Origin of the sequence: Nocardia sp. NPDC056000 (assembly GCF_042269265.1) — a bacterium.
Taxonomy (GTDB): Bacteria; Actinomycetota; Actinomycetes; order Mycobacteriales; family Mycobacteriaceae; genus Nocardia.
Map to the genome: position 1 here is coordinate 154227 of NZ_JBHJXS010000007.1, position 23352 is coordinate 177578.

24 protein-coding genes are annotated in these 23352 nt (G+C 65.8%); 11 read left to right on the plus strand and 13 right to left on the minus strand.

Features of this window, described 5'->3' with window-relative positions:
- Positions 1-23: 23 nt before the first annotated feature.
- The 3 genes from ACFC4D_RS21620 to ACFC4D_RS21630 all read right to left on the minus strand — a co-directional run bounded on the left by ACFC4D_RS21620 (position 24) and on the right by ACFC4D_RS21630 (position 3981).
- Positions 24-992 (minus strand): TIGR00341 family protein, encoded by a 969-nt coding sequence (locus ACFC4D_RS21620; RefSeq protein ID WP_376065802.1) that lies wholly within the window; start codon positions 990-992, stop codon positions 24-26.
- Positions 993-1002: 10 nt separating this feature from the next.
- Positions 1003-1209, minus strand: coding sequence for a hypothetical protein (locus tag ACFC4D_RS21625; RefSeq protein WP_364644775.1), 207 nt, complete (start codon positions 1207-1209; stop codon positions 1003-1005).
- Between the two features lie 138 nt (positions 1210-1347).
- Positions 1348-3981, minus strand: coding sequence for a LuxR C-terminal-related transcriptional regulator (locus ACFC4D_RS21630; RefSeq protein ID WP_376065804.1), 2634 nt, complete (start codon positions 3979-3981; stop codon positions 1348-1350).
- Between the two features lie 282 nt (positions 3982-4263).
- Between ACFC4D_RS21630 and ACFC4D_RS21635 the strand changes: the two genes are divergently transcribed.
- A complete protein-coding gene (locus tag ACFC4D_RS21635) occupies positions 4264-5415 on the plus strand; it encodes an AI-2E family transporter (RefSeq protein ID WP_376065807.1) in 1152 nt (383 codons plus the stop codon).
- A 52-nt stretch (positions 5416-5467) separates the two neighbouring features.
- A complete protein-coding gene (locus ACFC4D_RS21640) occupies positions 5468-5842 on the plus strand; it encodes an SHOCT domain-containing protein (RefSeq protein WP_376065810.1) in 375 nt (124 codons plus the stop codon).
- Between the two features lie 56 nt (positions 5843-5898).
- On the opposite strand, the gene ACFC4D_RS21645 is transcribed toward ACFC4D_RS21640, so the two are convergent.
- From ACFC4D_RS21645 to ACFC4D_RS21655, 3 genes are read right to left on the minus strand one after another with little or no spacing between them, the layout of a single operon-like run.
- Positions 5899-6555, minus strand: coding sequence for a GAP family protein (locus tag ACFC4D_RS21645; RefSeq protein WP_376065811.1), 657 nt, complete (start codon positions 6553-6555; stop codon positions 5899-5901).
- Positions 6548-8284: a SulP family inorganic anion transporter gene (locus ACFC4D_RS21650; RefSeq protein ID WP_376065813.1), complete on the minus strand. Its 1737-nt coding sequence runs from the start codon at positions 8282-8284 to the stop codon at positions 6548-6550. The genes ACFC4D_RS21645 and ACFC4D_RS21650 overlap by 8 nt, the downstream gene beginning before the upstream one ends.
- A 38-nt stretch (positions 8285-8322) precedes the next feature.
- Positions 8323-8982 (minus strand): GAP family protein, encoded by a 660-nt coding sequence (locus ACFC4D_RS21655; RefSeq protein WP_376065816.1) that lies wholly within the window; start codon positions 8980-8982, stop codon positions 8323-8325.
- A gap of 163 nt (positions 8983-9145) precedes the next feature.
- On the opposite strand from ACFC4D_RS21655, the gene ACFC4D_RS21660 reads away from it, so the two are divergent.
- The 4 genes from ACFC4D_RS21660 (at position 9146) to ACFC4D_RS21675 (ending at position 11106) form a co-directional block, all read left to right on the plus strand.
- Positions 9146-9568: a DUF6325 family protein gene (locus tag ACFC4D_RS21660; RefSeq protein WP_376065818.1), complete on the plus strand. Its 423-nt coding sequence runs from the start codon at positions 9146-9148 to the stop codon at positions 9566-9568.
- Positions 9569-9583: 15 nt separating this feature from the next.
- Positions 9584-9907, plus strand: a complete 324-nt coding sequence (locus ACFC4D_RS21665; RefSeq protein WP_376065820.1) for an SHOCT domain-containing protein — start codon at positions 9584-9586, stop codon at positions 9905-9907.
- A 77-nt stretch (positions 9908-9984) separates the two neighbouring features.
- Complete coding sequence (locus ACFC4D_RS21670) at positions 9985-10194, plus strand: hypothetical protein (protein ID WP_376065821.1); 210 nt, start codon at positions 9985-9987, stop codon at positions 10192-10194.
- A gap of 45 nt (positions 10195-10239) precedes the next feature.
- On the plus strand, positions 10240-11106 hold the full coding sequence (locus tag ACFC4D_RS21675; RefSeq protein ID WP_376065824.1) for a hypothetical protein: 867 nt from the start codon (positions 10240-10242) through the stop codon (positions 11104-11106).
- On the opposite strand, the gene ACFC4D_RS21680 is transcribed toward ACFC4D_RS21675, so the two are convergent.
- From ACFC4D_RS21680 to ACFC4D_RS21695, 4 genes are all read right to left on the minus strand, one after another.
- The gene (locus ACFC4D_RS21680; RefSeq protein WP_376065825.1) at positions 11092-12471 is read right to left on the minus strand and encodes a hypothetical protein; all 1380 of its coding nucleotides are present in this window, start codon (positions 12469-12471) and stop codon (positions 11092-11094) included. The two genes, ACFC4D_RS21675 and ACFC4D_RS21680, sit on opposite strands and share 15 nt — an antisense overlap.
- 65 nt (positions 12472-12536) lie before the next feature.
- The gene (locus ACFC4D_RS21685; protein ID WP_376065828.1) at positions 12537-14438 is read right to left on the minus strand and encodes an alkyl/aryl-sulfatase; all 1902 of its coding nucleotides are present in this window, start codon (positions 14436-14438) and stop codon (positions 12537-12539) included.
- 450 nt (positions 14439-14888) lie between these two features.
- Entirely contained in the window at positions 14889-15077 is a 189-nt protein-coding gene (locus ACFC4D_RS21690) for a YegP family protein (protein ID WP_376065830.1), read from the minus strand.
- A 122-nt stretch (positions 15078-15199) separates the two neighbouring features.
- The gene (locus ACFC4D_RS21695; protein ID WP_376065833.1) at positions 15200-15628 is read right to left on the minus strand and encodes a hypothetical protein; all 429 of its coding nucleotides are present in this window, start codon (positions 15626-15628) and stop codon (positions 15200-15202) included.
- Between the two features lie 204 nt (positions 15629-15832).
- Between ACFC4D_RS21695 and ACFC4D_RS21700 the strand changes: the two genes are divergently transcribed.
- Positions 15833-16192 (plus strand): hypothetical protein, encoded by a 360-nt coding sequence (locus tag ACFC4D_RS21700; RefSeq protein WP_376065835.1) that lies wholly within the window; start codon positions 15833-15835, stop codon positions 16190-16192.
- Between the two features lie 125 nt (positions 16193-16317).
- Here ACFC4D_RS21700 and ACFC4D_RS21705 read toward each other — a convergent pair whose 3' ends face one another.
- Both ACFC4D_RS21705 and ACFC4D_RS21710 read right to left on the minus strand, forming a co-directional pair.
- Positions 16318-17088, minus strand: a complete 771-nt coding sequence (locus tag ACFC4D_RS21705; protein ID WP_376065838.1) for a 2-phosphosulfolactate phosphatase — start codon at positions 17086-17088, stop codon at positions 16318-16320.
- Positions 17089-17483: 395 nt separating this feature from the next.
- Entirely contained in the window at positions 17484-17867 is a 384-nt protein-coding gene (locus ACFC4D_RS21710) for a hypothetical protein (RefSeq protein WP_376065839.1), read from the minus strand.
- Positions 17868-18080: 213 nt separating this feature from the next.
- On the opposite strand from ACFC4D_RS21710, the gene ACFC4D_RS21715 reads away from it, so the two are divergent.
- Positions 18081-18701, plus strand: coding sequence for a DUF4304 domain-containing protein (locus ACFC4D_RS21715; RefSeq protein ID WP_376065841.1), 621 nt, complete (start codon positions 18081-18083; stop codon positions 18699-18701).
- A 51-nt stretch (positions 18702-18752) separates the two neighbouring features.
- On the opposite strand, the gene ACFC4D_RS21720 is transcribed toward ACFC4D_RS21715, so the two are convergent.
- Complete coding sequence (locus tag ACFC4D_RS21720) at positions 18753-19649, minus strand: tachylectin-related carbohydrate-binding protein (protein ID WP_376065844.1); 897 nt, start codon at positions 19647-19649, stop codon at positions 18753-18755.
- A 267-nt stretch (positions 19650-19916) separates the two neighbouring features.
- Between ACFC4D_RS21720 and ACFC4D_RS21725 the strand changes: the two genes are divergently transcribed.
- From ACFC4D_RS21725 to ACFC4D_RS21735, 3 genes are all read left to right on the plus strand, one after another.
- Complete coding sequence (locus tag ACFC4D_RS21725; RefSeq protein ID WP_376065847.1) at positions 19917-20351, plus strand: hypothetical protein; 435 nt, start codon at positions 19917-19919, stop codon at positions 20349-20351.
- A gap of 236 nt (positions 20352-20587) precedes the next feature.
- Positions 20588-21073 (plus strand): hypothetical protein, encoded by a 486-nt coding sequence (locus ACFC4D_RS21730; protein WP_376065848.1) that lies wholly within the window; start codon positions 20588-20590, stop codon positions 21071-21073.
- Positions 21070-23343, plus strand: a complete 2274-nt coding sequence (locus ACFC4D_RS21735; protein ID WP_376065851.1) for a M48 family metalloprotease — start codon at positions 21070-21072, stop codon at positions 23341-23343. The genes ACFC4D_RS21730 and ACFC4D_RS21735 overlap by 4 nt, the downstream gene beginning before the upstream one ends.
- Positions 23344-23352: the final 9 nt, after the last annotated feature.

Consider the following 23352-nt stretch of genomic DNA (forward strand, 5'->3'; position numbering starts at 1 on the left):
TCGGATGAGTTGGAATCGGTGGATCAACGGTTTTCGGTCCGGCTGCCGACGGTGTGCACGATGACCACCCGCGGATTCCACGGCACGATATCGTCGACCTTGCGTTGCAATTGCTCGACGGCGGGCAGATCGGTCGGCGCGAGCACGTTCACGGTCGCGGTATCGCTGTGCAGGGTCACCTCGGTGACCTGCGCGCCCGGTATGTCGGTCAGCCATTCGCGGGTGGCGTTCGCGATCCGATCGGCCCACAACGAGGACAGCGAATTCACCACCATCGGTACCGCGACCAGTGCCAGCGCCGCGGCCAGAACCGCGTAGGCGTGGCCCCGGCGGGCCTCGCCCACGCCCGCTTCGTGGGCGTACCCGGTGGCGACGAGCACCACGGTGGCGGTGATGATCATCGCGATCATGTTGGAGGCGAACAGGATGAACGCGCCCAGCGCCAGAGACGGGGCATGCGAGCCCAGGCACACCCCCACCACGGCCAGCGGCGGTACGAGCGAGATCGCGATGGCCACACCCGGCAGCACGTCACCGACATCGCGGCGGATCATCGCGATCACACCGACCAGTCCGGTGGCCAGTGCGGCCGTGAGGTCCATCAGCTTCGGCGAGGTGCGGCCCAGCACCTGGGAATTGGACAGCACATTCGTCGGATTGGGCAGCACCTGCGCGAACAGGTACCCGACCACGATCACCAAGAGCACCCCCATCGCGACCAGCAGCAGGCTGCGACCGACGAGAGTCGCTCTGCCCGTGGCGATTCCGAGCGCCACGCCCAGGATGGGGACCGATAGCGGCGCCACGATCATCGCCCCGATCACCGTGGCGGTGGAATCGCCGATGACGCCGGAGATCGCGATGACGCTCGACAGGGTGAGCATGATCCAGAACGCCGACCGCTTCGAGCGTGTGTCCCCGACGGTGAAATCGAGCCGATCGTGCAGCTCGTCGAGGGTTCGGCGTTGGCTGCGCGGTGCCAGCAGATCCATGACGCTCTCCTCAATCGGGTAGTTGGCGCATCTCCAGCAGGGTCAATCCGAGGTTGTCCAGACGCGCCAGAATGCCCCGCATCGCGGTGGCATCGGTGACCGCGCCGAACAGCGTGGTCGTACCGTGCGTCGGAGGGGTCCACGACAGGTCGGGAAACGCCGCCAGCGCGCGGTCGGACAGCTCACCCTCGACCACGAACTGGTATCTCGTCGACATCGGCCATGGACCTCGCTTTCCCGCCACGCGTGTGGTTCGGGCGTCGGCGAGCCACCCGAGCTCTGCTCGTGTGGCAGTCTGCGCGCACCGTGCGCGGGCGAGCTTCATCCGATACGGGTGAATTGGACTGGGCGAGGTTCAGAGCAGACCGCTGCGGCGAGCCACGGCCATGACCTTCACCCGTGAGTTGGTGCCGAGCTTGGCGTAGATGCCGCGCAGATGGGTTTTGACAGTGTTGATCGAGACCCCCAGATCGTCGGCGATCTGCTGGGTGGTCCGCGCGGACGGCAGGTGCCGCAGCACCTTGAGTTCGGTGTCGGTGAGCGCGGGGTGCCGAGAACGTCTGTGCACCAGGGGATGTCGGCGAATGAACGCGGCGAAGCCGTCCTGGTGGGCGAGGCTGCCGGCGAAGGCGTCCAACAGCTCGAGCGCGCCGCCGACATCCAGGAACGGTCGCACAATGCCTTCGGGCGCGGCACGACGCAGCGCGTTCTCCATACCTTCGCGTGCATGGGTCACCGCGCCCAATTCGTGGTGTGCGCGAGCGTGCAGCAGCCACGCGGTCACCGCGTGGACCGGATGGGTGGGCGCGGCCGGGTCGAGCAGCGGCCGAACGAGGTCCAGCACCGCACGTGAGCGATTGGCCGCGGCCTCGAGCGCGGCTCGGGCCACCATGACCTCGGGCGAGTCGCCGTACACGGTGCGTGCTTGATCGACCAGCAGTTGCGCCTCGTAGGTCTGCGACACCGCCAGCAATCGCCACACCACGAAGGGGATCAACCCGCCGCTGTTGGTGGCCGGATGCGTGTCGAGCAGACGACCGAATTCGTGTCGCAGCGTCTCGGCGTCCCGGCTCGGATCGTCGGTGCTGTCGGCGCAGGTCAGCACCGCGACGATATGGGCGAGCCAGCCCCCGAGCGGACCTGTCGATCCGTCGAAGTGCTGCTGCTCCCATCGCGCGGAACGCGGCGACGCGATATCGGAATGCTCGCCCTGCACATACGCGCCCAAGCCCGCGATCGCCGCCGCGTGCGCGGCTTCGGCCGTATCGTCCAAGTGCTGTTCGTGTGCGAATTCCAGTGCGGCTTCGGCACGTTGGCGCATGGCGGTGAGGCTGCCGTCGAGGCCCGCGCTCAATGCCAGGCGAGTGCGGGCGCGCAATCGCAGTCGCGGGTGTGCCCGCTGATCGGCCACCGCGATGGCCGCCCGCAACCTGCGTTCGGCCTCGGGCACGTCACCGGTTGCCAGGAGCGCGGTCGCGGATTCGACGGCAAGGTAGAAATCCACATCCGATTGTCCTGTCGCGGTGGGGATTTCGGTGTCCACGGTGCCGGAGAAGGTACCCGTGGCCATGGCCAGCTCGAGATCGACGGCGCGGGTGAGGGCAGTGAGAGTCTCGGCGTGGACCAGCGAACTCGCTTGTGGGCGAGCCTGTTCGAAGGCGTCGTGGTAGGCGCGGGCGGTGGCGAGGTCGGTCCGGCTCAACGCGTCCACGACATGGAGTAATCGAACGAACGGGTCCGAGAGCGACCCGGCGTCCATTGCCGCCAATCCATCGAACAGCAGCGCGCCCTGTCCCTCGACAGTCAAGGCCAAGGCGTGCTCGTTCACGAAGTCCCGCAGCGGCTGCTCGCGCGCCACGGCCAGCAGATGGGGCAGCGCCGCGGCGATTTCGCCGATCGATTGCAGGTATAGGGCGGTCCGCAGCTGGAGCTCGTCCGCGATTTCGGTGCCCAGGCGGTTGAGTTCGGCCCGAAAGTACGCGCGCAGCATCGGGTGGAACACGAACCAGGTGCTGCCGTCCCGCCGCACGCTGGTGAGTGGATAGTTCAAGCAGGTGAGTTCATGCATCCACTGGGCCGTGCCGCCGCCGATCAGGCTGTCGGCCAGCTCCTCGGTGAATTCGGCGGGAATGCTCGTGTAGGTGAGGAACAGGCGCAATCCGGGAGACAAGGTGCTGATGAGCTCCCCTGCCAGCAGGTCGGAGACCGCTCTGGGCAGCGTCGCGAGCGCGGCGAGGGCCTGGGCCGGCTCCTCGCGTCGTGAGGAGAGGTAGATCGCGGCGATGCGCACCAGCGCTGCCCAGCCGCGGGTGAGGTCCATCAGCGCGTCGACACCGGATTCGTCGAGCGCGCAGTCCTGTTCGCGGCACAGCTGCTGAACTTCTGCCGCCGAGAACGCGAGATCCTGTGCGGACCAGCGGCGCAGTTGCGAACTCAGTTCCAGCAGGTGCCAGCGGATGGGAGGGTCGAATCTGGCCGAGAGAACGATGCGCACGCAGGCGGGGGCGTGCAGGAGGAAATGCTCGAGACCGGCGAGGGTCACCGGATCGGTGGCCAGATGTGCGTCGTCGAGGACCAGCAGGGTCGGCACGTCGCGTTCGGTGAGCGCGTCGGCGAGATCCGCGGCTTCGCTCAGGGGCGTGGTCAACAGGCCCCGGGCCGGGGCGGGCAGGTCCCATTCCGCGCGCAAGCGCTGCCACAGGGTCGGGGTCGAGTGCGGCCCATCGGTCAGGGTCACCCATGCCACGCCTCCGGGGAAGGCTCGTGGAGAGTGCTGGGAAACCCATTGGGTCAGCAGGACGGTTTTGCCGGTTCCGACGGGAGAGCAAATGAGTAGCACGTTCTCGTCGGAGTCGATAATCGCGTCATTCAACTGCGCCACTTGGCGGCGTCGGGGCACCGCGGAAAAGGCCAGTGTCGGGATTCCGTCTCCGGTCGTCGAAGACTGGCCCGGTCGCCGTGCCGGTCTTCGACTGTGGGAAACGGTCATCGTGGCTCCTGCGGCGGTCCGATAGCGGTCTATGGCCCTCGACAAGGCACGTTATCGGAGTCAATCGCCCATATTGGACACCCGACAGGAGTGTGTCCGAAACTTCACCCGGAACGGGTGAAGGGATATCCGCACATGTCGACCTAGCATTTGCGGTCCGATGCGCTCGACATTCCCGGACGGTCGGACGAGCGGATCCACGCGGTGCGGCACTCGGACCGGAGTCGCCGTTATCGCTCCGGGGATGAGGGTCAGCAACCTTTGAGCGGGAGGTGGGCCAGGGTGCCGGACACCGACGCAGCCGAACCCGGTGCCGTGCGGGTTCCCTGGTCCATCCCGCGCGGATTGATCGTGCTGCTGGCCACCGCGAGCACGGTGATCTCGATCGCGGGCATGAAGGTGTTCGCATCGATCATCGGACCTGTGTTCCTGGCGCTCATGCTCACCGTCGCGGTCCAGCCGATCCAGTCGTACCTGCGCCGCCGCGGCTGGCCGGCCTGGCTGGGCATGGTGACGGCGCTGATCGCGGCGTACGCGATCGTGGTGGGTTTGCTGGCGGTGCTGGTGGTCTCGGTAGCCCAGTTGGCCACCGAATTACCCGACTACTCAACACGTTTCGATGATCTGCTCGGTGGACTTCGCTCCACACTCTCGGGGCTGGGTGTGGGTCGGGACCAGATCCACGACCTACTCAGTGGATTGAGTTTCCAGCAGTTGCTGTCCGCGCTCGAGACGACGCTGAGCGGGCTCGCGAGGGTGTTGTCGAACCTGGCGTTCGTGCTGGCGCTGCTGTTGTTCATGGCCTTCGACGGCATGTCGATCGGGCGGCGGATGGAGATCGTGGATCAGGTGCGGCCCGACATCGCTTACGCGCTGGGCTCTTTCGCATCCGGAACGCGCCGGTATCTACTGGTGTCAACGGTTTTCGGGCTGATCGTCGCGGTGCTTGACGGGCTGGCGCTGTGGTGGCTCGGGGTGCCGCTCCCGCTGCTGTGGGCGGTGCTCTCGTTCATCACGAACTTCATTCCGAACATCGGTTTCGTGGTGGGGCTTGTGCCTCCCGCACTACTGGCTCTGCTCGAAGGTGGACCGCGGCTGATGATTTGGGTCATCGTCGTGTACTGCGTGATCAACTTCGTCATCCAGTCGATCATTCAACCCAAGTATGTCGGCGACGCGGTGGGCCTCAGCGTCTCCGTCACATTCCTGTCGCTGATCTTCTGGACCTGGGTGCTCGGCGCGTTGGGGGCGTTGCTGGCGATTCCGCTCACCCTGCTGGTGCGGGCCCTGTTGCTCGATATCGACCCGACCACCCGCTGGGTGAGCGCGTTGATCAGCAGTGCGCCCGGTCCGGTCGGCGGCAATTCCGCTGGGGCGGTGTCTGCTTCACCCGAATCGGGTGAGTCCTCGACCGCGCGCCGCGCACTACCGTGACCGGATCGCCCCACACCGGGCGGTATACCGCCGACGCAAATCGAGGTGCACCATGTCGTTCTGGGACGCAATCTGGCTCATCATCGTGAGCTTCGCGTTCATCGCGTACCTGCTGCTGCTGTTCTACATCATCGGCGATCTGTTCCGTGACCGGCAGACCTCGGGCTGGGTGAAGGCGATCTGGATCATCTTCCTGATCTTCCTGCCCATGCTCACCGCGCTGGTGTACCTCATCGCGCGCGGCAGCGGCATGCAGGAGCGGTCGGAGGCGGCGGCCAAGCAGATGCAAGCCGCGCAAGCCGATTACATCCGCGACACCGGGGGCACCAGTCCGGCGGCCCAGATCGCCGACGCCAAACGGCTGCTGTCCGACGGCACGATCACCCAGCAGGAATTCGATCACCTCAAGGCCAAAGCACTGGCATGAACCATCGGTAAGTATCACGCCCGCCGCCGAATTCGACCTTCGGCGGCGGGCATTTCTCAGCTCAGGTTCACCACGCCGCGCACGGTGAACAAGGCTCCGAAGCCGAACAGCACCACCAGCGATAGGGCGCGGCTGTGGCCGAGCATCCAGGACTCGGCGCGATCGAGTCCGGTGCGGGCGCGTTCGCCGAGCGCGGCGAACACGATCATCGGGATCAGGAAGTCCAGCGAGGCGGCGAGCAGCAGGATCGCCGTGGTGATGAGGGCGGCCGCGGTGCCGACGTGCGAGCTCGACACCGTGCTCATCGCCGCGATCATGATGAACAGATTCGGGTTGATCACCGCGAGGGCGACGCCGATGACGAAAGCCTTCGGCGGGCCTGCGGTGTCGAGTTCCAGGAGCAGGCGAGGCCGCTTGGCGACCGGTGGCGGTTTGCGCAGCGCCATCCAGCACCCGATGGCCAGGAACAGCAGCCCGACCGCCAGCCCGGCGCCATGTGAGACCTCCGGTGAGGTCGCTCCCGGATCCGACGCACCGCCCAGCAGAGCCGAGAGCGCGATCATCGAATAGACCACGAGAAATCCGGCACCGAACGCCGCGGCATTGGGAATCGGTGCCTGCGAGTGCAGTAGCAGGATGCATCCGATCACCGCGCCCGGCGTGATGAGCAAACCCACCATTTCCGGAAGTAGTTCCAGCAGTAGCTCACCCATGCTCGGCTCCCGGTCTCGGTGTCGAATCGCGCTCGCCGCCACCGGGTTCGGGGTCAGCGGGGAGATCGGCGATCGCGGATCGGATCGTCGGATACACCGCCGAGGTCAGTGTGCTGTTGTCGGTGGAACCCAGTTCGTCACCGAATTGCCCGATCGAGCGGGCGATGCGGAAATCGATGCGCCGTCGAGCAAGGCTGTCGCGCAAGGCCGTCAGCATCGCGGCGGCGGTGACGTCGATGGACGGGGAGGTCTCCGCGTCCAGGACCACGAGCCGGGTGCGCTCGGTCCACAGTTGCTCGATGCGCTCGCGGACATAGTCGGCATTGGCGAAGAACAGTCCCGATTCCACCCGCACCACCACCACATCGGGCCGCAGTGGCAGATCCGGATGCCGCTGCGCGTCCAGCCAGAGCGACCCCTGCTCGGCCAGCTGCGCCACATGGGGCTGGGAGGCGCGATAGACCAGCAGCAGCATGGAGATTCCGATGCCGATCAGCAGACCGGGAAGCGTGTCGAACAGCAGCACCCCGGCCATCGCGGTCACCGCGCCGATGAAGTCCGCGCGTGCGGCGCGGCCGTAGATGCTGCCGAGGCGTTCGGTCCAGACCCGGTACAGCGCGCGCAGTGCGGCGATGTCGACGAGTTCGATCACCGCCGCGATCACCACGCCCGCCAGGGTCGCCTCGGGCAGCTTCTCGAACAGTCCGGTCAGGAACAGCAGTGTCAGTACGGTCAGCGCCGCGACGGTCAGTCCGCTCAATTGTGTTTTGGCCCCGGCCGATCCATTGACCGCGGTCTTGGACAGGCTGCCGTTCACGACCATTCCCGAGGCGAGCCCGGATCCGAGGTTGGCCGCGCCGAGCCCGAGCAATTCCCGATTGGCGTCGACGGTGTAACCGGCTTTGGCCGCATACGTTTTCGCCGCGCCGAGCCCTTCAGCGAAACCGATCAGCACGACACCGACCGCGGGGCCGAGTAGATCGAGGTAATCGTGCAGGCCCACGCCGCCGGGCAGCCCCACCGCGGGCAGACCCGAATCGATGTGCCCGACAATGGCGACGCCGTGATCGTCCAGGTGCAGCACCGCGACGGCGGCGATGCCCAGCAGCACCGCCAGCAGTGACCCCGGCACCAGCGGTAACCAGCGCCGCAGCCCCAGCACCACCGCCAGGGCGATACCGCCGACAAGCAGTGCGCGCCAATTGGTGTCGCCGAGATGAGTCAGCACTCCCCAGGCTTGCTGGAAGAAGTTTCCCTCATGCTTGTGGATGCCGAGCAGTTTCGGAACCTGGCCGATGATGATCGTGAGCGCCAGGCCGACGATGAACCCCTTGAGGACCGGTTCGGAGATGAACGCGGCCACGAATCCGAGCCGGATCAGTCCGGCCAGCAGCCCCACCAGTCCGGTCGCGATGGCCAGTGCGGCGGTCAGGGCGATATAGCGGCCGCTGTCGGCTCCCGCCAGCGGAGTGATGATCGCCGCGGACAAGGCCGCGGTCGCCGACATCGGCCCGACGATCAAATGGCGCGAACTGCCCGCCAGCGCGTACAGCACCAGTGCGGGCAGTGCCGCGTACAGTCCCGCGACCGGCGGGACCCCCGCGATCGAGGCGTAGGCCAGGGCTTCGGGCACCATGACCGCCCACACGGTCAGGCCCGCGATGAGATCGGGGCGCAGCCACTTGGACTGGTAGCCCTGCAAAGACCCGAACACCGGCCACGTCGTCATCGGCTACCGTCCATCCTGTCGTCGACCGCTCGTGTCGTTCACAGACCGCCCACACCCTTGCCGATCACGACCGCGCCCATCACCAGCAGCACGATCGCCATGACCGCGTGATTGTTGGATTGCAGCCACCGCCGGGTGGCATCGAGGCTCTCGCGCAGGCGGTCCGCGGCCACCGCGTAGCCGAGGATGACCACCAGCACGCTGGCGGCGGCCAAGACGGTGAACACCACCACGGCCACCGATTTCTGGCCCGCAGTGAGCGAGCTGGATCCGATGGTCACACCCGCGGAGACGCACAGCAGCAGGTTTTTCGGGTTCACCGCCGACAGCAGCAGACCCAGCCCCACAGCTTTGGCGGTGGTGAACTCGTCGATGGCGCGCATCCATCCCGGCGGCTGCTCATCGGAGCGTTTGCGCCACTGGGATACGGCCAACGCCAGCAACACCACACCCAGCCCGACCTTGACCCAGGACCCGGCGGTCGAGGGTTCCCGGTCATCGGAGCCGCCCAGAACGCCGGACAGTACGACGAACACCGTGGTCGCCACGGCGATACCGGCTACCCAGCCGAGCGCGAACCCCGTCCCGGACCCGGACGCGTTGCTCGACAGGATCATCAAAATGGCGGCCACGATCGGTATCGGGGAAATCGCCACACCCACCGCCAGCGGGAGTAGATCACCCAGGACGCTGCCCATCCGGGCACGGTAGGCCGATGTCCACACCGGGCTGCTCACACGTTCCGGGTGAAATCGAATGCCGATGCCCATCGCACGCCGGTCATGGGCGGGACGGGCCGTGATGTCCTTCATCCGTTTCGGGTGAGGTGGGACGGGGCGAGGCGCTGACAGCATCAGCGCCATGACCGAATCATCGAACCCCGGACCGGTCGAACTGGTCGTGCTCACCTTCCCCGGCACGCGTGTCGACGCAGCGGTGCGGGCCGCGCTGAGCGAGGTCGTCGATCGGGGGTACGTCACGGTGCTGGACCTGATCTATCTGTCGAAGGATCTCGACGGCTCCCTCACCGAGGTGGAGATCGATGAGCCCCTCGAAGAACTCGGCCTGGCCGGGGTGAGCGTGGACGTGCGCGAGGTGATCAGCGACGACGACCTGGACCTGGTGCGCGACACCCTGCGCCCGGGAACCTCGGCGATCGTGGTGGTCTACGAACAGACCTGGGCCCGCGGACTCGCCGACGCGGTCACCGCCGCGGGCGGGGAAGTCACGCTGCACGTGCAGGTCCCGCACGACACCATCGAGGCCGCCCTGGCCATCCCGTGAGAAAGGTTGCCGCACATGATCATGCGTAGAGGCCGAATCGGCCGACCCGGCTTACTCGGAACCGTGGCCCGCACCGCGGTCGTCGCGGGTACCGCCAGCGCCACCGCCAACGCGGTCAACCGGCGGTCGCAGCAACGGACGGCCGAACAGGAGGCGTTCGCGGCGCAGCAAGCCCCGGCCTATCAGCAGGCCCCGGTCTATCAAGCGCCACCGGCCCCGGCGGCCCCGGACAGCGGTGACGATCTGGTCGCTCGGCTCGAGAAACTGGGCTCGTTGCACGCTTCCGGCGCGCTCTCGGATGCGGAGTTCGCCGCCGCCAAAGCTCGATTGCTCGCCTGAGTAGGGCCGAGCGGCGACTCGCGAGTGGTTGAAATGCCTATCACCCCAATGATTCTCGATCCGAAGGAGTGGCCGACATGTTCGCTGGAATCGCCCGTGCGGCGGTGGGCGCCGCGATCGCCGTCCCGCTCGTTGCCCTCGCCGCACCGTCCGCGTCCGCGGATCAGCCCGCGCCAACGGTGAACCAGCCCGGGAGAACGTACGTGGACGCGCCCTACATCTCGATCACCATCTGCGTGCACATCCCCACACCCGGATCGGCCACCTTGGACTGGTGCTGGCCGTAACGCCGGCGCGGCGGGTGATCCCTCGTGCGTTCGATGAGATCGCGAATGTCGTTGGCGCAGCGGGCCGCCGAGTTTCGTACCGCGGCGGTCGGCGGCTGGTTGCGCGATACGCGCCCCGGCCGGACCGTGGCGCGGGTGGTGCACGGGTTGGTCGAGATCCAGCTCGTGGATCGGGCCTTGGCGCTCGCGGCCCAGATGTTCACCTCGGTGCTGCCGGTGATCATCGCCGCGTCGGTGTTCAGCGGCTGGCATACCGGCGCGGAGACGATCAGTGACCAGTTCGGTTTCAGCACAGGGACGTTGGCCGCGCCCGATGCGGACACCTCGGATCCGTCGTTCGCCGCGTTCGGTGTGGTCGGCCTGCTGATGGTGGTGCTCAGTGGCACCTCCTTCGCCCGCGCGCTCGGCCGGGTGTACGGCGCGGTGTGGCAGGTGCCGTCGATGGGCCCGCGCGATGCGTGGCGATGGCTCGCGGCGCTGCTGGCGGTGGCGCTGTCGGTCGGGCTGGTCGGGCAGACCCGCGACCTGTCACATGTGCACTATGTCGGTTTTCCGCTCGCGGTGATCGGCGAACTGGTCGTGTGGACGCTGGTCTGGACGTTCGCGGCGTTCCTGCTGACCAAGGGTGCGTTGACCGGCCGCCTGCTGTGGGTCACCGGTGCGCTGACCGCGATCGGTCTGACGGCGGTGCACGCGGCCGGTCGCGTCGCCCTGCCGCGGATCACGGCGAACGCACAACAGCATTTCGGGTCCTTGGGCCTGGCGTTCACTTCTGTCAGTTGGCTTTTCGTGATGTCGATCGTCATCGTCGGTTCGGCGGCCATCGTTCGGGCGTTCGCCGACGACGAGACGTTCATCGACCGCTTCCTTCGCGGTCCCGATGGCGGAGCCGACGTATCAGATCGACTGTGACTCAACCTTTTCCGTGCGCGCCGCTGCGCGCGCATCGTCGGGTGCCGATACAGCCGTCACTTCCAGCACCACCAACGCCGCTGCCGCGATGACTGCCGTCACGATCACCACCAGCCCGGTCGGGTATCGCCAGAAGATCAGGGTGATCGCCGCGAGAGCCACGATCAGCACCCGCAACGGACCCCGGAAGCGGCCCAGGGCCACCGCGATCGAACCAGGTTCCCGCGCGTCGCGCCGCGACCGCAGCACGCCGATCGCCCGCGCGTACGCGGTGCGGATCGCGACCGCGCCGCGCGCGGATCCGCTGAGGTATCCCGCCAGCGCGATCACCATCGCCAGCACGAACACCGCGCGCATCGTGGTCCGCAACGGCACCAGCACCGTATCGATCAGGGTCGCGGCCACCGGTTGGGCGAGCACGTCCGCCGGTATCGCGCGCAGGTATTCCGCTCGTCCGATGCCGAGCGCGATCGCCAGTACCAGCATGGCAAGACCGAGCGCACCACCCACCCACGAAAACGCCCGTCGGCGAGCGCCTTTGGGCGCAACCCAGACCGCGGCCGCCGCGACGAGCACCGTGAGCCACGGCAGGACACCGGCCGCGCGATCGAGCAGCGCCACCCACCGCTGTGCGGTGACCAGTTCGGGAGCCCGGAACAGTACGAACGATTCGTCGATCGCGGGCACCCGCTTGGCGAAGGTGAAACCGCGCGCGGTCAGCGCGGTGCGCACTCGGTCGATGATCGGACCGAGTGACACGCTCACGGTGCCGTCCGCGTCCATGCCGACCGCGGCGGGGGTATCGCCGTTCAGCACCGCGACCACGCCCTGGTGCGCTCGCCGGTTCGCTTGGATCCACAGCGCCTCGAAATCGTCCGAGGCCAGCACCGATTCGGTTGTCTCGGAGACGAATTGCCGGGCTTGCTCCTGGACCAGCGGAGCCAGGCCGACAATGGCGGACGGGACGCGCGGGGCGTTGTCGGCAATGGCGGTCAGCGCTTGCGCGGTAATGGATTCCACGTCCAGGCGGGTCATGATCGCGTCGGTGACCCGGTTGGTGAGCCCACTGCGCAGCACCGGATCCGATCCCAGCGGCGTCACCGTCGTCACATAGCGATCGGTATCGAGCAACTCGGAGTTGACAAATCGCGCCAGGACCGACGAAAGACCTAGCAGGGCAACGAGAAACACCAGCACGGCCGTCGCGGCCCAGCGTGCTACTCGATACCGCCGCCCCCGAGCGACGCCGACCGCGTCGCCCCGCTCACCCGGCGAACCGTGCCGCGCCGCGGCTTCGCGGCGCAGCCGGATGAGCTCCTCGCGTTCGGTCTCGTCCAACGGACGGTCCGGATGCTCGGCGTCCATGCGATCAGCCTCGTTCCTGTCGGCCCCGGCCGAACTGCCACGCGCAGTGCCGAATCGGATCGGCGCTACGGTGCCTCGGGAGTGACGATCGCGAAGTTCTTGTCGCCGGGATCGAGCACCGCGACCAGGCGCTGCAGCACCGAGCCGTCCCCGGACAGTTGGCTTGCGGAGTTTGTGATTCCGTCCGCGCTCAGTCCGCCGAGTATCAGGAGCGGAAGTTCCTTGCTCGTGGCGGTCAGCGTCGCCTCGGGAGCGCCCGGCTGCGGGCGAGCGCTGTAGGTCAGCACGCCGTTGGCCAGGGTCAGCCGGTAGGTCTGCCCGGTATCGGTCAGCACGACATCGAGCGAGAGTTTCTCATCCCACGCGCTGGGGCCGTCGATCTGAATCGCGATGGCGTCGAACAACATCGCGGGCGTGAGCTGATTGAGCACATCGGGTGCGTTGGTCTCGGTCGGGGTGCCGAACTGTCCGTCGCGCAACTCGGTCGCGCCCGAGAGGTAGAAGTTGCGCCAGGTACCGTTCTCGGCGCCGTACCCGAGCTGCTCATAGGTGTCCGCGAGCAGCTCGCGCGCCGCGCCATGGCCGGGTTCGGCGAACACGACATGGTTGAGAACCTGTGCGACCCAACGGAAGTCGCCCTCGTCATAGGAGGCCCGCGCTTTGTCCACGACCGCGTCCGCACCACCCATGAATCGCACGTAGCGGATGGACTGCTCCACGGGAGTGTGTTCCCACAGGTGTGCCGGGTTGCCGTCGAACCAGCCCAGATAGCGCTGGTAGATCGCTTTGACGTTATGGCTGACCGAGCCGTAGTAGCCGCGCGCGGACCACGCGTTCTCCAGAGCGGGCGGCAGCGTGATCTGCTCGGCGATCTCGGGTCCGTTCAGGCCCTTGTTCATCAGCCGCAGCGTCTGATCGTGCACGTAGGCGTACAGGTCGCGCTGGGTCGCCAGGAACTCCCGCACCCGCTCGTTGCCCCAGACCGGCCAGTGATGCGAGGCGAACACCACCTCGGCGTCCCCGCCGAACAGGTCGATGGTTTCGGTGATGTAGCCGGCCCAGCCGTGCGGATCGCGCACCACCGCGCCGCGCAGCGTCAGCAGGTTGTGGAAGGTATGAGTGGCGTCCTCGGCCGCGCACAGCGCTTTGAAGTCCGGGAAGTAGACCAGCATCTCCGACGGCGCCTCGGTATCGGGGGCCATCTGGAACACCATCCGCACACCGTCGATGGTCTCCTCGTGGCCGGTGGTGGTGATGAAATCGGTGGGCGCGATCAGCGAGACGACGCCGGTGGAGATCGTCTGGCCGAGGCCGGCACCCACCGCGCCCTGCGGGCCGCGCGCCAGAGCGGCGCCGTACATGTACGCCGCGCGCCGGTTCATGGCGGTACCTGCGTAGACGTTCTCCGAGACCGAGTGCTCGATGAACCCTTCGGGCGCGAAGATCCGTACCGCGCCGTCATCGACTTCTTGCTGGGAGACAAAGCCTTTCACGCCGCCGAAGTGGTCGGCGTGCGAGTGGGTGTAGATGATCGCTTTGACAGGGCGGTCACCGCGGTGCTGCCGGTACAGCTGTAGTGCCGCGGCACCGGTCTCCGCGGTCAGGAGAGTGTCAATCACGATGACGCCCTCGTCGCCCTCGATGAAAGAGGTATTGGACAGATCCAGTCCGCGTACCTGATACACCCCGGGCACGACCTCGAACAATCCCTCGATAGCCGCCAGCCGCGACTGTCGCCACAGGCTCGGATTGACCGTGTCGGGGGCATCGCCCTGTAGGAAGGAGTAGGTGTCGTTATCCCAGACCACCGTCCCCTCCGCATCAGTCACCGCGTTGGGCTCGCGGCGGGCGACGAGCCCGCGGGTGGCGTCGTCGAAATCCTGGGTGTCGGTGAACGGCAACTGCTCGAGCAGCGCCTTGTTCTGGCGGACGATGGACTCGGATGCCGGATTCGGGGTAGCTGCCATGGCGAGAGTCTGCGATCCACGTCACGCGAGACGGTTCACCCGAAACGGGTGAAATCGACACCCGTCCCCCACCCGCGCACATCCGCACAGTGCTGCATTCTGCGTGAATGGTTCCCCTGTGGCCGCTCGGAGACCCCTGGGCCGTACCTGCCTGGAACCTGCCAGAAGATGCGGCCGAGTCCCATGCTCGGCCCGTTGATCTTCCAGCCCTGGCTGCGTCTCCGTCTCGAACCGCGTGAGTCGAGGCACAAGCGTACGTTCGGTGCCGCACCGGCATGGATCGCAATCGGCTCGATGTTGCTCTGCCGCAAGCATTCTCGACTCCGCACTGCGAGTCCGCCGAAGACATACCGGTGGAGAGCACGCCAAGGGTCGGCCAGTTGTACACGGACCGGATACCACGGCGCCCCAACCAGTTCCCACTGGTTGGGGCTCCGAATCGCTGGTGCTCTACTTCGCGTCGGTCAGGTCGACCAGCGCGGCACCCGCGGAGTTGGTCTGCACCGAGGCGATACCCTTCTTAGCCGCTTCCTTGCTCGCGTACGCCTGGCTCTGGGCGATGACCTCGCCGTTGCCCGCCTTGAGCCGCCACCGGAATTTGTCTGCCGCATCGGCGAACAGCTCGAATTTGCCTGCCATGACTACCTCGCTCCGCCTCATCGAGAAACGTGCATCTGACACGCATCAGCGTAGAAGCGAACAACCCGGACCTGGTGCACCAACATGCCCACAGCGCCGCCGGAATCGCCCGGGTCGCGGCGTCACAGGATATTTGTGACCTCGAAATCGCCACGCTCACCAAGGATGTACTGCTTCGAATAGCTGCCTTGGCTCTGTATCTGCGCGGAAGCCCATTCATCAGGACCAGGATCGAGGTCGAGTACGAATTCTGTCGGCGCCGCCGCGACCGCCAGTCCGTCCGACAGCACGCGATACGGATACTGCCTGCTCTCCACGAATCGGTACTCATGAACTCCGTGAACGATCAGCCGCACCTGACACCACTCGAACTGACGTCCACCACCGGTCGGAGCGATCACCGGTCTCATGCGGTCCATCGCCTGCAGCTCAACGGCTATTGTCGCGAACTTGCCAGGCAGCGCCCGGATATCGACGCCGACGATCACGGCGTCATAGAATTTGACGAACCGCTCCAGGAACGCCGCGGAGTTCTCGCTGGTGATCTGCACCGGAATCCCTTCCGTCGAAGATCTCAATGCCCAGAATGACTTCCAGCCTGACGATAGTCGGCCATCAGTTCACGACATGAGCTGCGGCGCGGGCTGCCGGTGGTCTCCGCGATGCGACGCTGGCATTTACGGTGAGCGCGCCACACGGTATTGAGCTCGTGCCTGGTGTGGTGTGTCGCCCCCCACTGGCGAGAGGAGAGCATCGTGGACCGACAGTTCGTTGTCCCCCATGAGGACGAGTTCATTCAAGAGTTGGGCATCGAACTCGAAGGAGCGCACTCCGGCGGGAGTGAGACCGTGCGGCAGGTGACACTCGATCTCGGTCCCGATGATCACGTGGTGTTCTCGTTCGACGTCACTGGCATGTCGGTACGCTTCCGCCGGGTCACCAGCGGTACCGTGCTGACCGATATCTATCGAGAGGCAGCCACCCGGCTTTCGATCGGCTGGGCCGGTGAATCCCGCCAATTCGTCACCGAATTCAACACCGATTCACTGGCTGGCAGACTCGTGATCACGGTCGGCCACTCGGTGGAGATCCTCGATCACATGCTGTTCGTCTGATCCGGGGCGCTCAGGGAGGTCGAAACCAGCGGCTGCCAACAACCATTCGACTGGCCCCTCAACCGCCTCGCGCTGACCGCTTCGGTCAGCGCTTCATGCGTCATGAGCGGATGCGTAAGTGCTTTTCACGAAGCGTGCGTGAAGGCTCCATCGACCACTATCGGCACAGCCTGGCTGGCGCCGATTTCTGTCGCGATGGCCACGTCCTCGCCGAATCCGATCGCAGCAAGTTCCCGACCGGACGCGCAATTGCGGATCAACGCACCGATGTCATCGATACCGTCGTAGCTGGCCTTGACGACCGATGCCTCCGGAGACAGTGGACCGGAGCCACGTTCGGCGAGCGCGGCAATGACCGCGGCGGCACCGAGCCAGTCCTCGACCGCCGGCCGAATTGCACCGCTGCCGGCGGGCCAGTGTTCGCCGGCAGCGATCACCGCAACGGGTTTCCACTGGGTTCCCCAGCCCTGGCCGGCAATCCAGTCCGCGACCGCCGAGGCGTTGCGAAGGCACGCCGCGATCACCGGAATTCCAGTCACAGCAGCGCTAATCGCGGATCCGTTCGGTGAGGGAAGCACCAGGCGCGCAGGAGCGGGCGCACGGCGCAGAGCGGCGGGAGACAGCGACCACGGATGTTGTTGCGAGACAGCCGTGCGACCGACTGCCAACTCTGCGTCCTGCTCTGCGGCGAATTCCGCAGCGTTGCCGTCGCGCCACCGATACGGCAAGACCCGGGTCCCAACGTCGACCGCGACCGAAACCGTTGTCGTGAAAGACAATACGTCCACCACCACGACAGCGGCGCTCTGCGGACCGAGCGCCTGCGCGCCCGCCAATCCCCAATCGAATCGCACACCGGATCCCAATTGCCTTGACCACTCCGGAAACTCGGACATCCTCGATCCCCTCCCATGCCCTGACTTACCACTCGATCAGCAGATCAGTGTGTCAAAGATCAGACACGTGCGCTGAACGACATCGCGGCGATTGAGCCTCTGATCGGCGCATGCGTTTCGGAAGTACTGGCGGACAACCGGTTTGGTCGACGAGCCAACGTGCGTCACGCGGCAGATGAGTGAGTTCCGGGGACAGCCGGTCACGCAGATACGCTCCGCGCACTACGCACCGCCGAGTCGAGCAGCTGTCTGGTGCGGCCTGCCCCGCCAGACATTCATCGATCCAGCACGGGCTGCGGGCAACGCACTGATCGCGGGACTGGAGTGTTCGCTCAATCCGCCACACCGACCGGGGCCCCGAACGCCCGGATCGCGACATGAGCGTGCGATTGCAGTCAGTCAGCTCGCAAATGATCGACGTACTCACGCATCCAGCCACGGCGCGTTTCGACGTGCAACAAGCGCTGCTGATCCCAGATCAACGCTCCGCCTCGGTGGGCCGCCTCGAACATGTCGACCACTCGCTCGGGCTCGCTGGCGCTCAACTCTGCCAGTTCGATCACCGATGCCCCTGTGGTGACCCCGGGCTCGCCAAGCAACTCCAACCCGAACCGGGCCGCGTACAGATGAATCAGATCGGTGCCGTCGGCGATCGCACGGTACCGCCAAACCGGAACATCGGGCCGGTCGTCCGAAACTGTCGAATCCCAGACCGGTACATGCGCCGCCTCCGGCGGAAGCTTCGCCCGCACCCGTCGCGTGTACTCCGATTCATCCATGTCAGAGCCTCGTCCTGCTCGGCTGTACACCACGGTAACGGCGATAGCCAGCAAGAAGCTACAGCTGGTTCGGGACGTCAGCGAGATCGCGTCATCGGCATGAGCGCGCACTCGAGTCAACTGAAGCCAACAGGCACGACCACAACCGATGTCGAGAAGGACCTGTTTGCTATTCGATAGCCTGAACGTTGACCGTGACAAGACAGGACAACGATGGACCAATTCGACTGTACGAAGAGCTATCGAGAGTTGCTTCGCGACCAGGTAGGACCGGTGCTGCGGTCGGCGGGATGGAAAGGAACCGCGCCTACGTGGACCATGACCAACCCTGCGGGCAACCGGGCTGTCGTCAACTTCCAAGGAAACAAGTACTCCCGACGCGAGCAGGCAAGGTTCTTCATCAATCTGCGAATTCAGCCGAAGGTGTGGGTCGAGTACTGGAAGGCCATATATCCGGATCAGCAGTTGACGACGAAATCCGGCCTCTGGTTCGAGCGAATGGACCCTCTCGGCGCCAACGAGTGGAACTTCACCACCGCCGCGGAAGCCGAAGAGTGCTTCGACCACATCGTCGCTCGGCTGAACGGCGAGGCACTCCCGACGATGCAGGAACTACTGGACAACGAGCGTCTCATCGCACTACTGACCTCACGCAGCGCAACCCATCCAGGAGTCGCCGTGCTGTTGACCGAAAACGGGCCGAGCAAGGAATTGACCGAACTCTGCCGGGCGCTGCAACAGCCCGCGGAGGACCAACTACGACGACGGTATCGCGACCAAGCGCTCGACTGGATCGAAACCAAGCTCGGCCCTATCGAGACATGGGCACTCTGAGGATTCGAATCTGCCGACGTTTCTCGATGGCAATATCAGTCCCTTGTGCGGTTACCATCCGTTCCCGATGATGTTGCGCGAGTGGGGATGCCAGCCAGTGCTGCCGGAAGGGTCCTGTGCTCCGTCGCCGCCGTAGCCATACCAACGCAGGTCCCCATTCTCCTCGACACCCCACAACGTGTCATAGCCGACGTCGATCCCATCGGCCCCGGCGATGGAACTGGGCCCGGCGAATAGGGACCGGAATCCGGCCCATCCTCGGCCGATCTGATTGCCGTTGTTGGCATGTGCCCCGGTGGCTCCGGACGGATCATTCTCACCATTGCCGGTGTACCGGTACCAGTGCAGGGCGCCGTCGTCGCGTACCCCGTAGATCTCCGGACCGATCCCGACGATGAATTTGAATCCGAACCAGCCATTGCCGATGATGTTGCCCGAGTTGGGATGCCAGCCGATCGCACCCGAGGGATCGTGCTCGCCTGTGCCCAGGTAGCGGTACCAGTGCAGGAATCCGTCGTGGTCGACCGCGTAGATCACCCGCTCGGGTTCGAATCCCAGCGGTCTGACGAAGGCTGCCCGGACAAATACGTGCAGGAAGTTCTGCCAGCCGTTGCCGATGGTGTTGCCATTGTTGGCATCCGCGCCCACTGCGCCCGCGGGGTCCTGGGTACCGTCGCCGGTGTACCGGTACCAGCGCAGATCGCCATTGTTCTGGATGCCCATGAGCACGCCGTCGCCCATGCCGAGAATATGCTGGAAATCGGTCCAGCCATGCCCGATTGTATTGCCGGAGTGCGTATCCCAGCCGGTGCTTCCGGAGTGGTCGGCGGTCCCGTCGCCGAGGTATCGGTAGTAGCGCAGATGACCGTCGGGTTCGACCCCGAAGATGCGCCCGGCGAACGGCGCGGACAACCCCGAGCCGCCGTGGCAGATGAGCCGGAATGACATGGCGTCCTCCTTGGATCGGCCGATAATGTCCCCGACCTTTCACATACTGGCGCGCGGTGCTGCGGTGGGCCTGAGTACCGGACCACTCGACTTTCACCGCATGGGCTCGGCATGACCCCTCCTTAGGCATATCCCGTTACTGCGCACTCGTGCGCAGCCGATCAGCGGGCTGCGGCATACGCGGATATCCAGTCGCGGGCGTGGACGTTTGTCTTTAGGGTCACGACGTGGCCGGGACATCTGGTCAAGGTCGAAAGAGGTTGTGGGATGAGCAGATTCGCTGAAGTCATCGTTCTGGCACGTGGGGCGGAGGAGGTCACGGAGCATCTGGAGCAGGACGACGATTCCCGGCGGTGGCATCAAACGTTCATTGCGATCGATGACACGAAGTTCTCGGGGGCGGGGTTTCAGTATCGATCGAGCGAATGTTACGCCTGGATTATCCAGTTCTCCCGAAACACCTGGGGCGGGCTGTTGTCGTATCTCGAAGCCTTACCGTGGCCACGCCCGGACTCGGTGCAGGTCCTCGTCCGCGACGAGGAGGACGACTGCTTCGGACTGTGGATGATCTACGACGGCAAGCTGACCGAAGTACCTCTTCCGCGAACAGAACGGGTCGAATCCCCCGGCTACTCCGTCACCGGTGTGTTGATCAGAGAGGACCGGCAAGAACCGCCTGAGCCCGCAGGCAATATCGGATGAGCTGAGCCGCAACAGCTCTGCTCGCCTGTCACCGTGCGGCGGCGTCGCGGCTCCGCACAGAGCGCATCATCTGGTGTAAGTGCGGCTCCTTCCGCAGGCCGCGCGGCAGGAGGCCGACGTGATGCAGACCGGGCGGCCAGACACGCACTGCCCTTGCGGGAAACGCCCGAAAACCTGAGTGTCGCACAGCTATTCGCGTCACACTGGAGCCCGCAGTGACCGATGGAGGGTGAGGAATGTCCGATCCGCTGGTGTCGACTCTGAGTAGGGACGTTGTGCGGGCGGCTTTCCCCGAGGAACTGCCGGCCTTCGACGCTGTCGCGGGCGCGTACTTCAAACGGGGTGACCGTCTGCTGCGCCGCGGGCGCGGTTCGCACGACCCGCTGGGGTTCGGTCTCGCCGACGTGGAAACCATTGCCACCGCTTACACCCTGGTCTATGCCAACGAGATCGTCAAAGAACTCGGCCTACTCTGGCTGAAACGCACTGGGGCACAGGCGCGAACCCGTTTCGAACGGTTTCGCCGTCGGCGCACGCCCCTGCCCACGCCCGAACAGATGCGAGAAGTCTTGGCGAGCCTCACACCTGAGCAGCGCGCGGCCATACTTTCGGTGGCCGGCACAGCCACCCGGAAGGTGGGCGCTCCCGCCGATCTGGCGGAGCGGATCACCTATGAGATGGACCTGCGCCTGCGTGCCGAGACCGACCCCGACGCCCCTTGACCCGCTCCCGCCCGCCCACGGGTACCACGATCCGCTTCATCGTGCTCATCCTGCTGGTCGCTGTCGCCGGGCTGTTCAGCTTCATCCAGCTCTTCTATCTGTTCCCGCCCAGCGCGAACCGCTTCTTCACCATCATCGGCGACTGCTTGACGGCTACGACCGGCTACGACCCGAATGTCGACGTGGGGGCCGTCACCGATACCTACCGCACGTGCGAGTCCGACGCCTTCCGCCTCGAATTGTGGTGGTTCCTGGGCGGTTTCGCGGTGCTGGTCGGACTCACAGTGCTCCTGTATCTGACACACCCGGCGTGGGTCTCGATCCGCAACGACATGAAGCCCTATCTACCCAACGAATACAACGCCGCAGTGTTGCAACGGTTGTCGATGCTGGCGGACCGCATGGACGTACATCCCGCCTGGTATTCAGCCGGGCGCGCTGTCGGATCCGCGGGCGGGCGCGCGTTCGGCCTGCCTGGACACCGCCGCGTGAGCATCAACCCTCCGCTGATCACACTGTGCACCACCGATCCCGAAGTATTCGACGCGACCGTGCTTCACGAGCTCGCCCACCTGCGCAACCGGGACCTGGACCTGACCGCGCTCACCATCGCCATCCTGTGGTCCTTCGTCGCGGTGGCCGTCGTGCCCGTGTACGCGCTGGTGCCGCTATCTCGCACCGAGTGGTATCAGGCCAAGCTCGTAACCCCTTCGGCCGCATCGCTTCTGGTGGATTGGCGGCTACTGCTCATACAGTCGCTGGCGCTCACCGTTCTGGTTTACCTGGCACGAAACGCCGTACTGCGGGTGCGCGAACTGCAGGCCGACGCGACCAGCGCGGCCTACGATCGGGCCACCCCCGAACTTCTGCGGCGGCTCTATCGGCAGTCCAACAGACACGGCCTCATGCAGTGGATCGTCCGTCACAACGGTACTCATCCCTCGGCCGCCACCCGCCTCGCGGCCCGCGAGCAACCGGAGCTCGCGTGGCGCCCAGCGTTGCCGGAGCTGACGATGATCGGCCTGGCCGTCGGTCTGCTCGCGTCCAACCTGCACCAACTCGGCAGCCAGGTGTATGTCGATCTGCTCCGCAGCATCAACACCTTTCATCCCGACGCACTCATCGGCCTATGCCTCGGACCGGTGTTCGTCGCACTCTTGTTGATCTCGTTGTGGCAGCGCACCGGGGAACGACGAGCCCCGTATCTGACCCACCCGATCGCCCTGCTCAGCGGTCTGTACCTGGGTCTGCTCGCTCCGCTGCTGACCCGCAGGCTCTCCAGCCCGGTAGACGGTTCAGCCGCGGTCACCCGCTGGTGGCGTGGTGATGTCGTGCCAGTGCTCGGTATAGGCGCGGCCTTGCTGGTGGGGGCGATCGTGCTTGCTTTGTGGTTCCGGGCCGCGACCGAACCTGACGCGTGCCCGCCGCACCGCACCCGCTGGGTGATCGTGAGCGCCACTCTGGCCGCGAGCCCATGGTTCGCCGCCTGGTACGTCTGGACAAGTTTGCCGCCGATCGCACGCACGAACGGCCTGAGCTGCTGGATAGATGGCGCCACTCAGGGGCGGTACGCGGAGGCGCTGCGATGTCCGCCCGCATTTCCCGCTCTCAACTTGGTGGAGGTCAATCCGGCGTTCCTGCTCGGCCTGACCCTGATGTGGCTGCTCCCACTGGGATTCGCCGGGCCGCTGCGAGTTCCGCTCATTGCGGGTGCCTGCGCGGGTCTCACGCTCGTCGGGGCGGGCATCGGATTGGCCTTCTGGACCAGGGACCGAGTGCCCGAGGCCAACCGCAAACTCAACACTGCCGCAGGTGTGGAATTCTTCGATACCTACTGGCACACCTATCTGGCGATGGTGCTCTTGGTCCAGATCGTCACCGCGGCAGCCCTTCTCGCCCTCGTTCGCAGTCGCCGCGCCCGCACCGCACTACTGACCATGTCGATCACCGCTGTACTGGCCACCTTCGCTCAGCTCGCCACCTGGGCCACCGCGCGTTGTCTCGATCTGTGGGGACGCCATCCCACCACCTGTGTCCCGCCGCTGGTTCCAACCAAACTTGCCGCGGACCTGCACACCATCACCCTCTACAGCCTGCTGGCGGTGACACCGGTGATCCTGCTCGGCTCGGCACTGCCTCGCATTCCGAGCCGCGCCACCGGCCCCACTCGCGCCGGTGGTGTCGCACTGACCGCGGTACTCATCTCCATCCTGCTCGCCGTCGTTCTCAATTGGCCTCTGGCATGGACGAACTGGGTGCGCTGGGGCTGACCGGGCGAA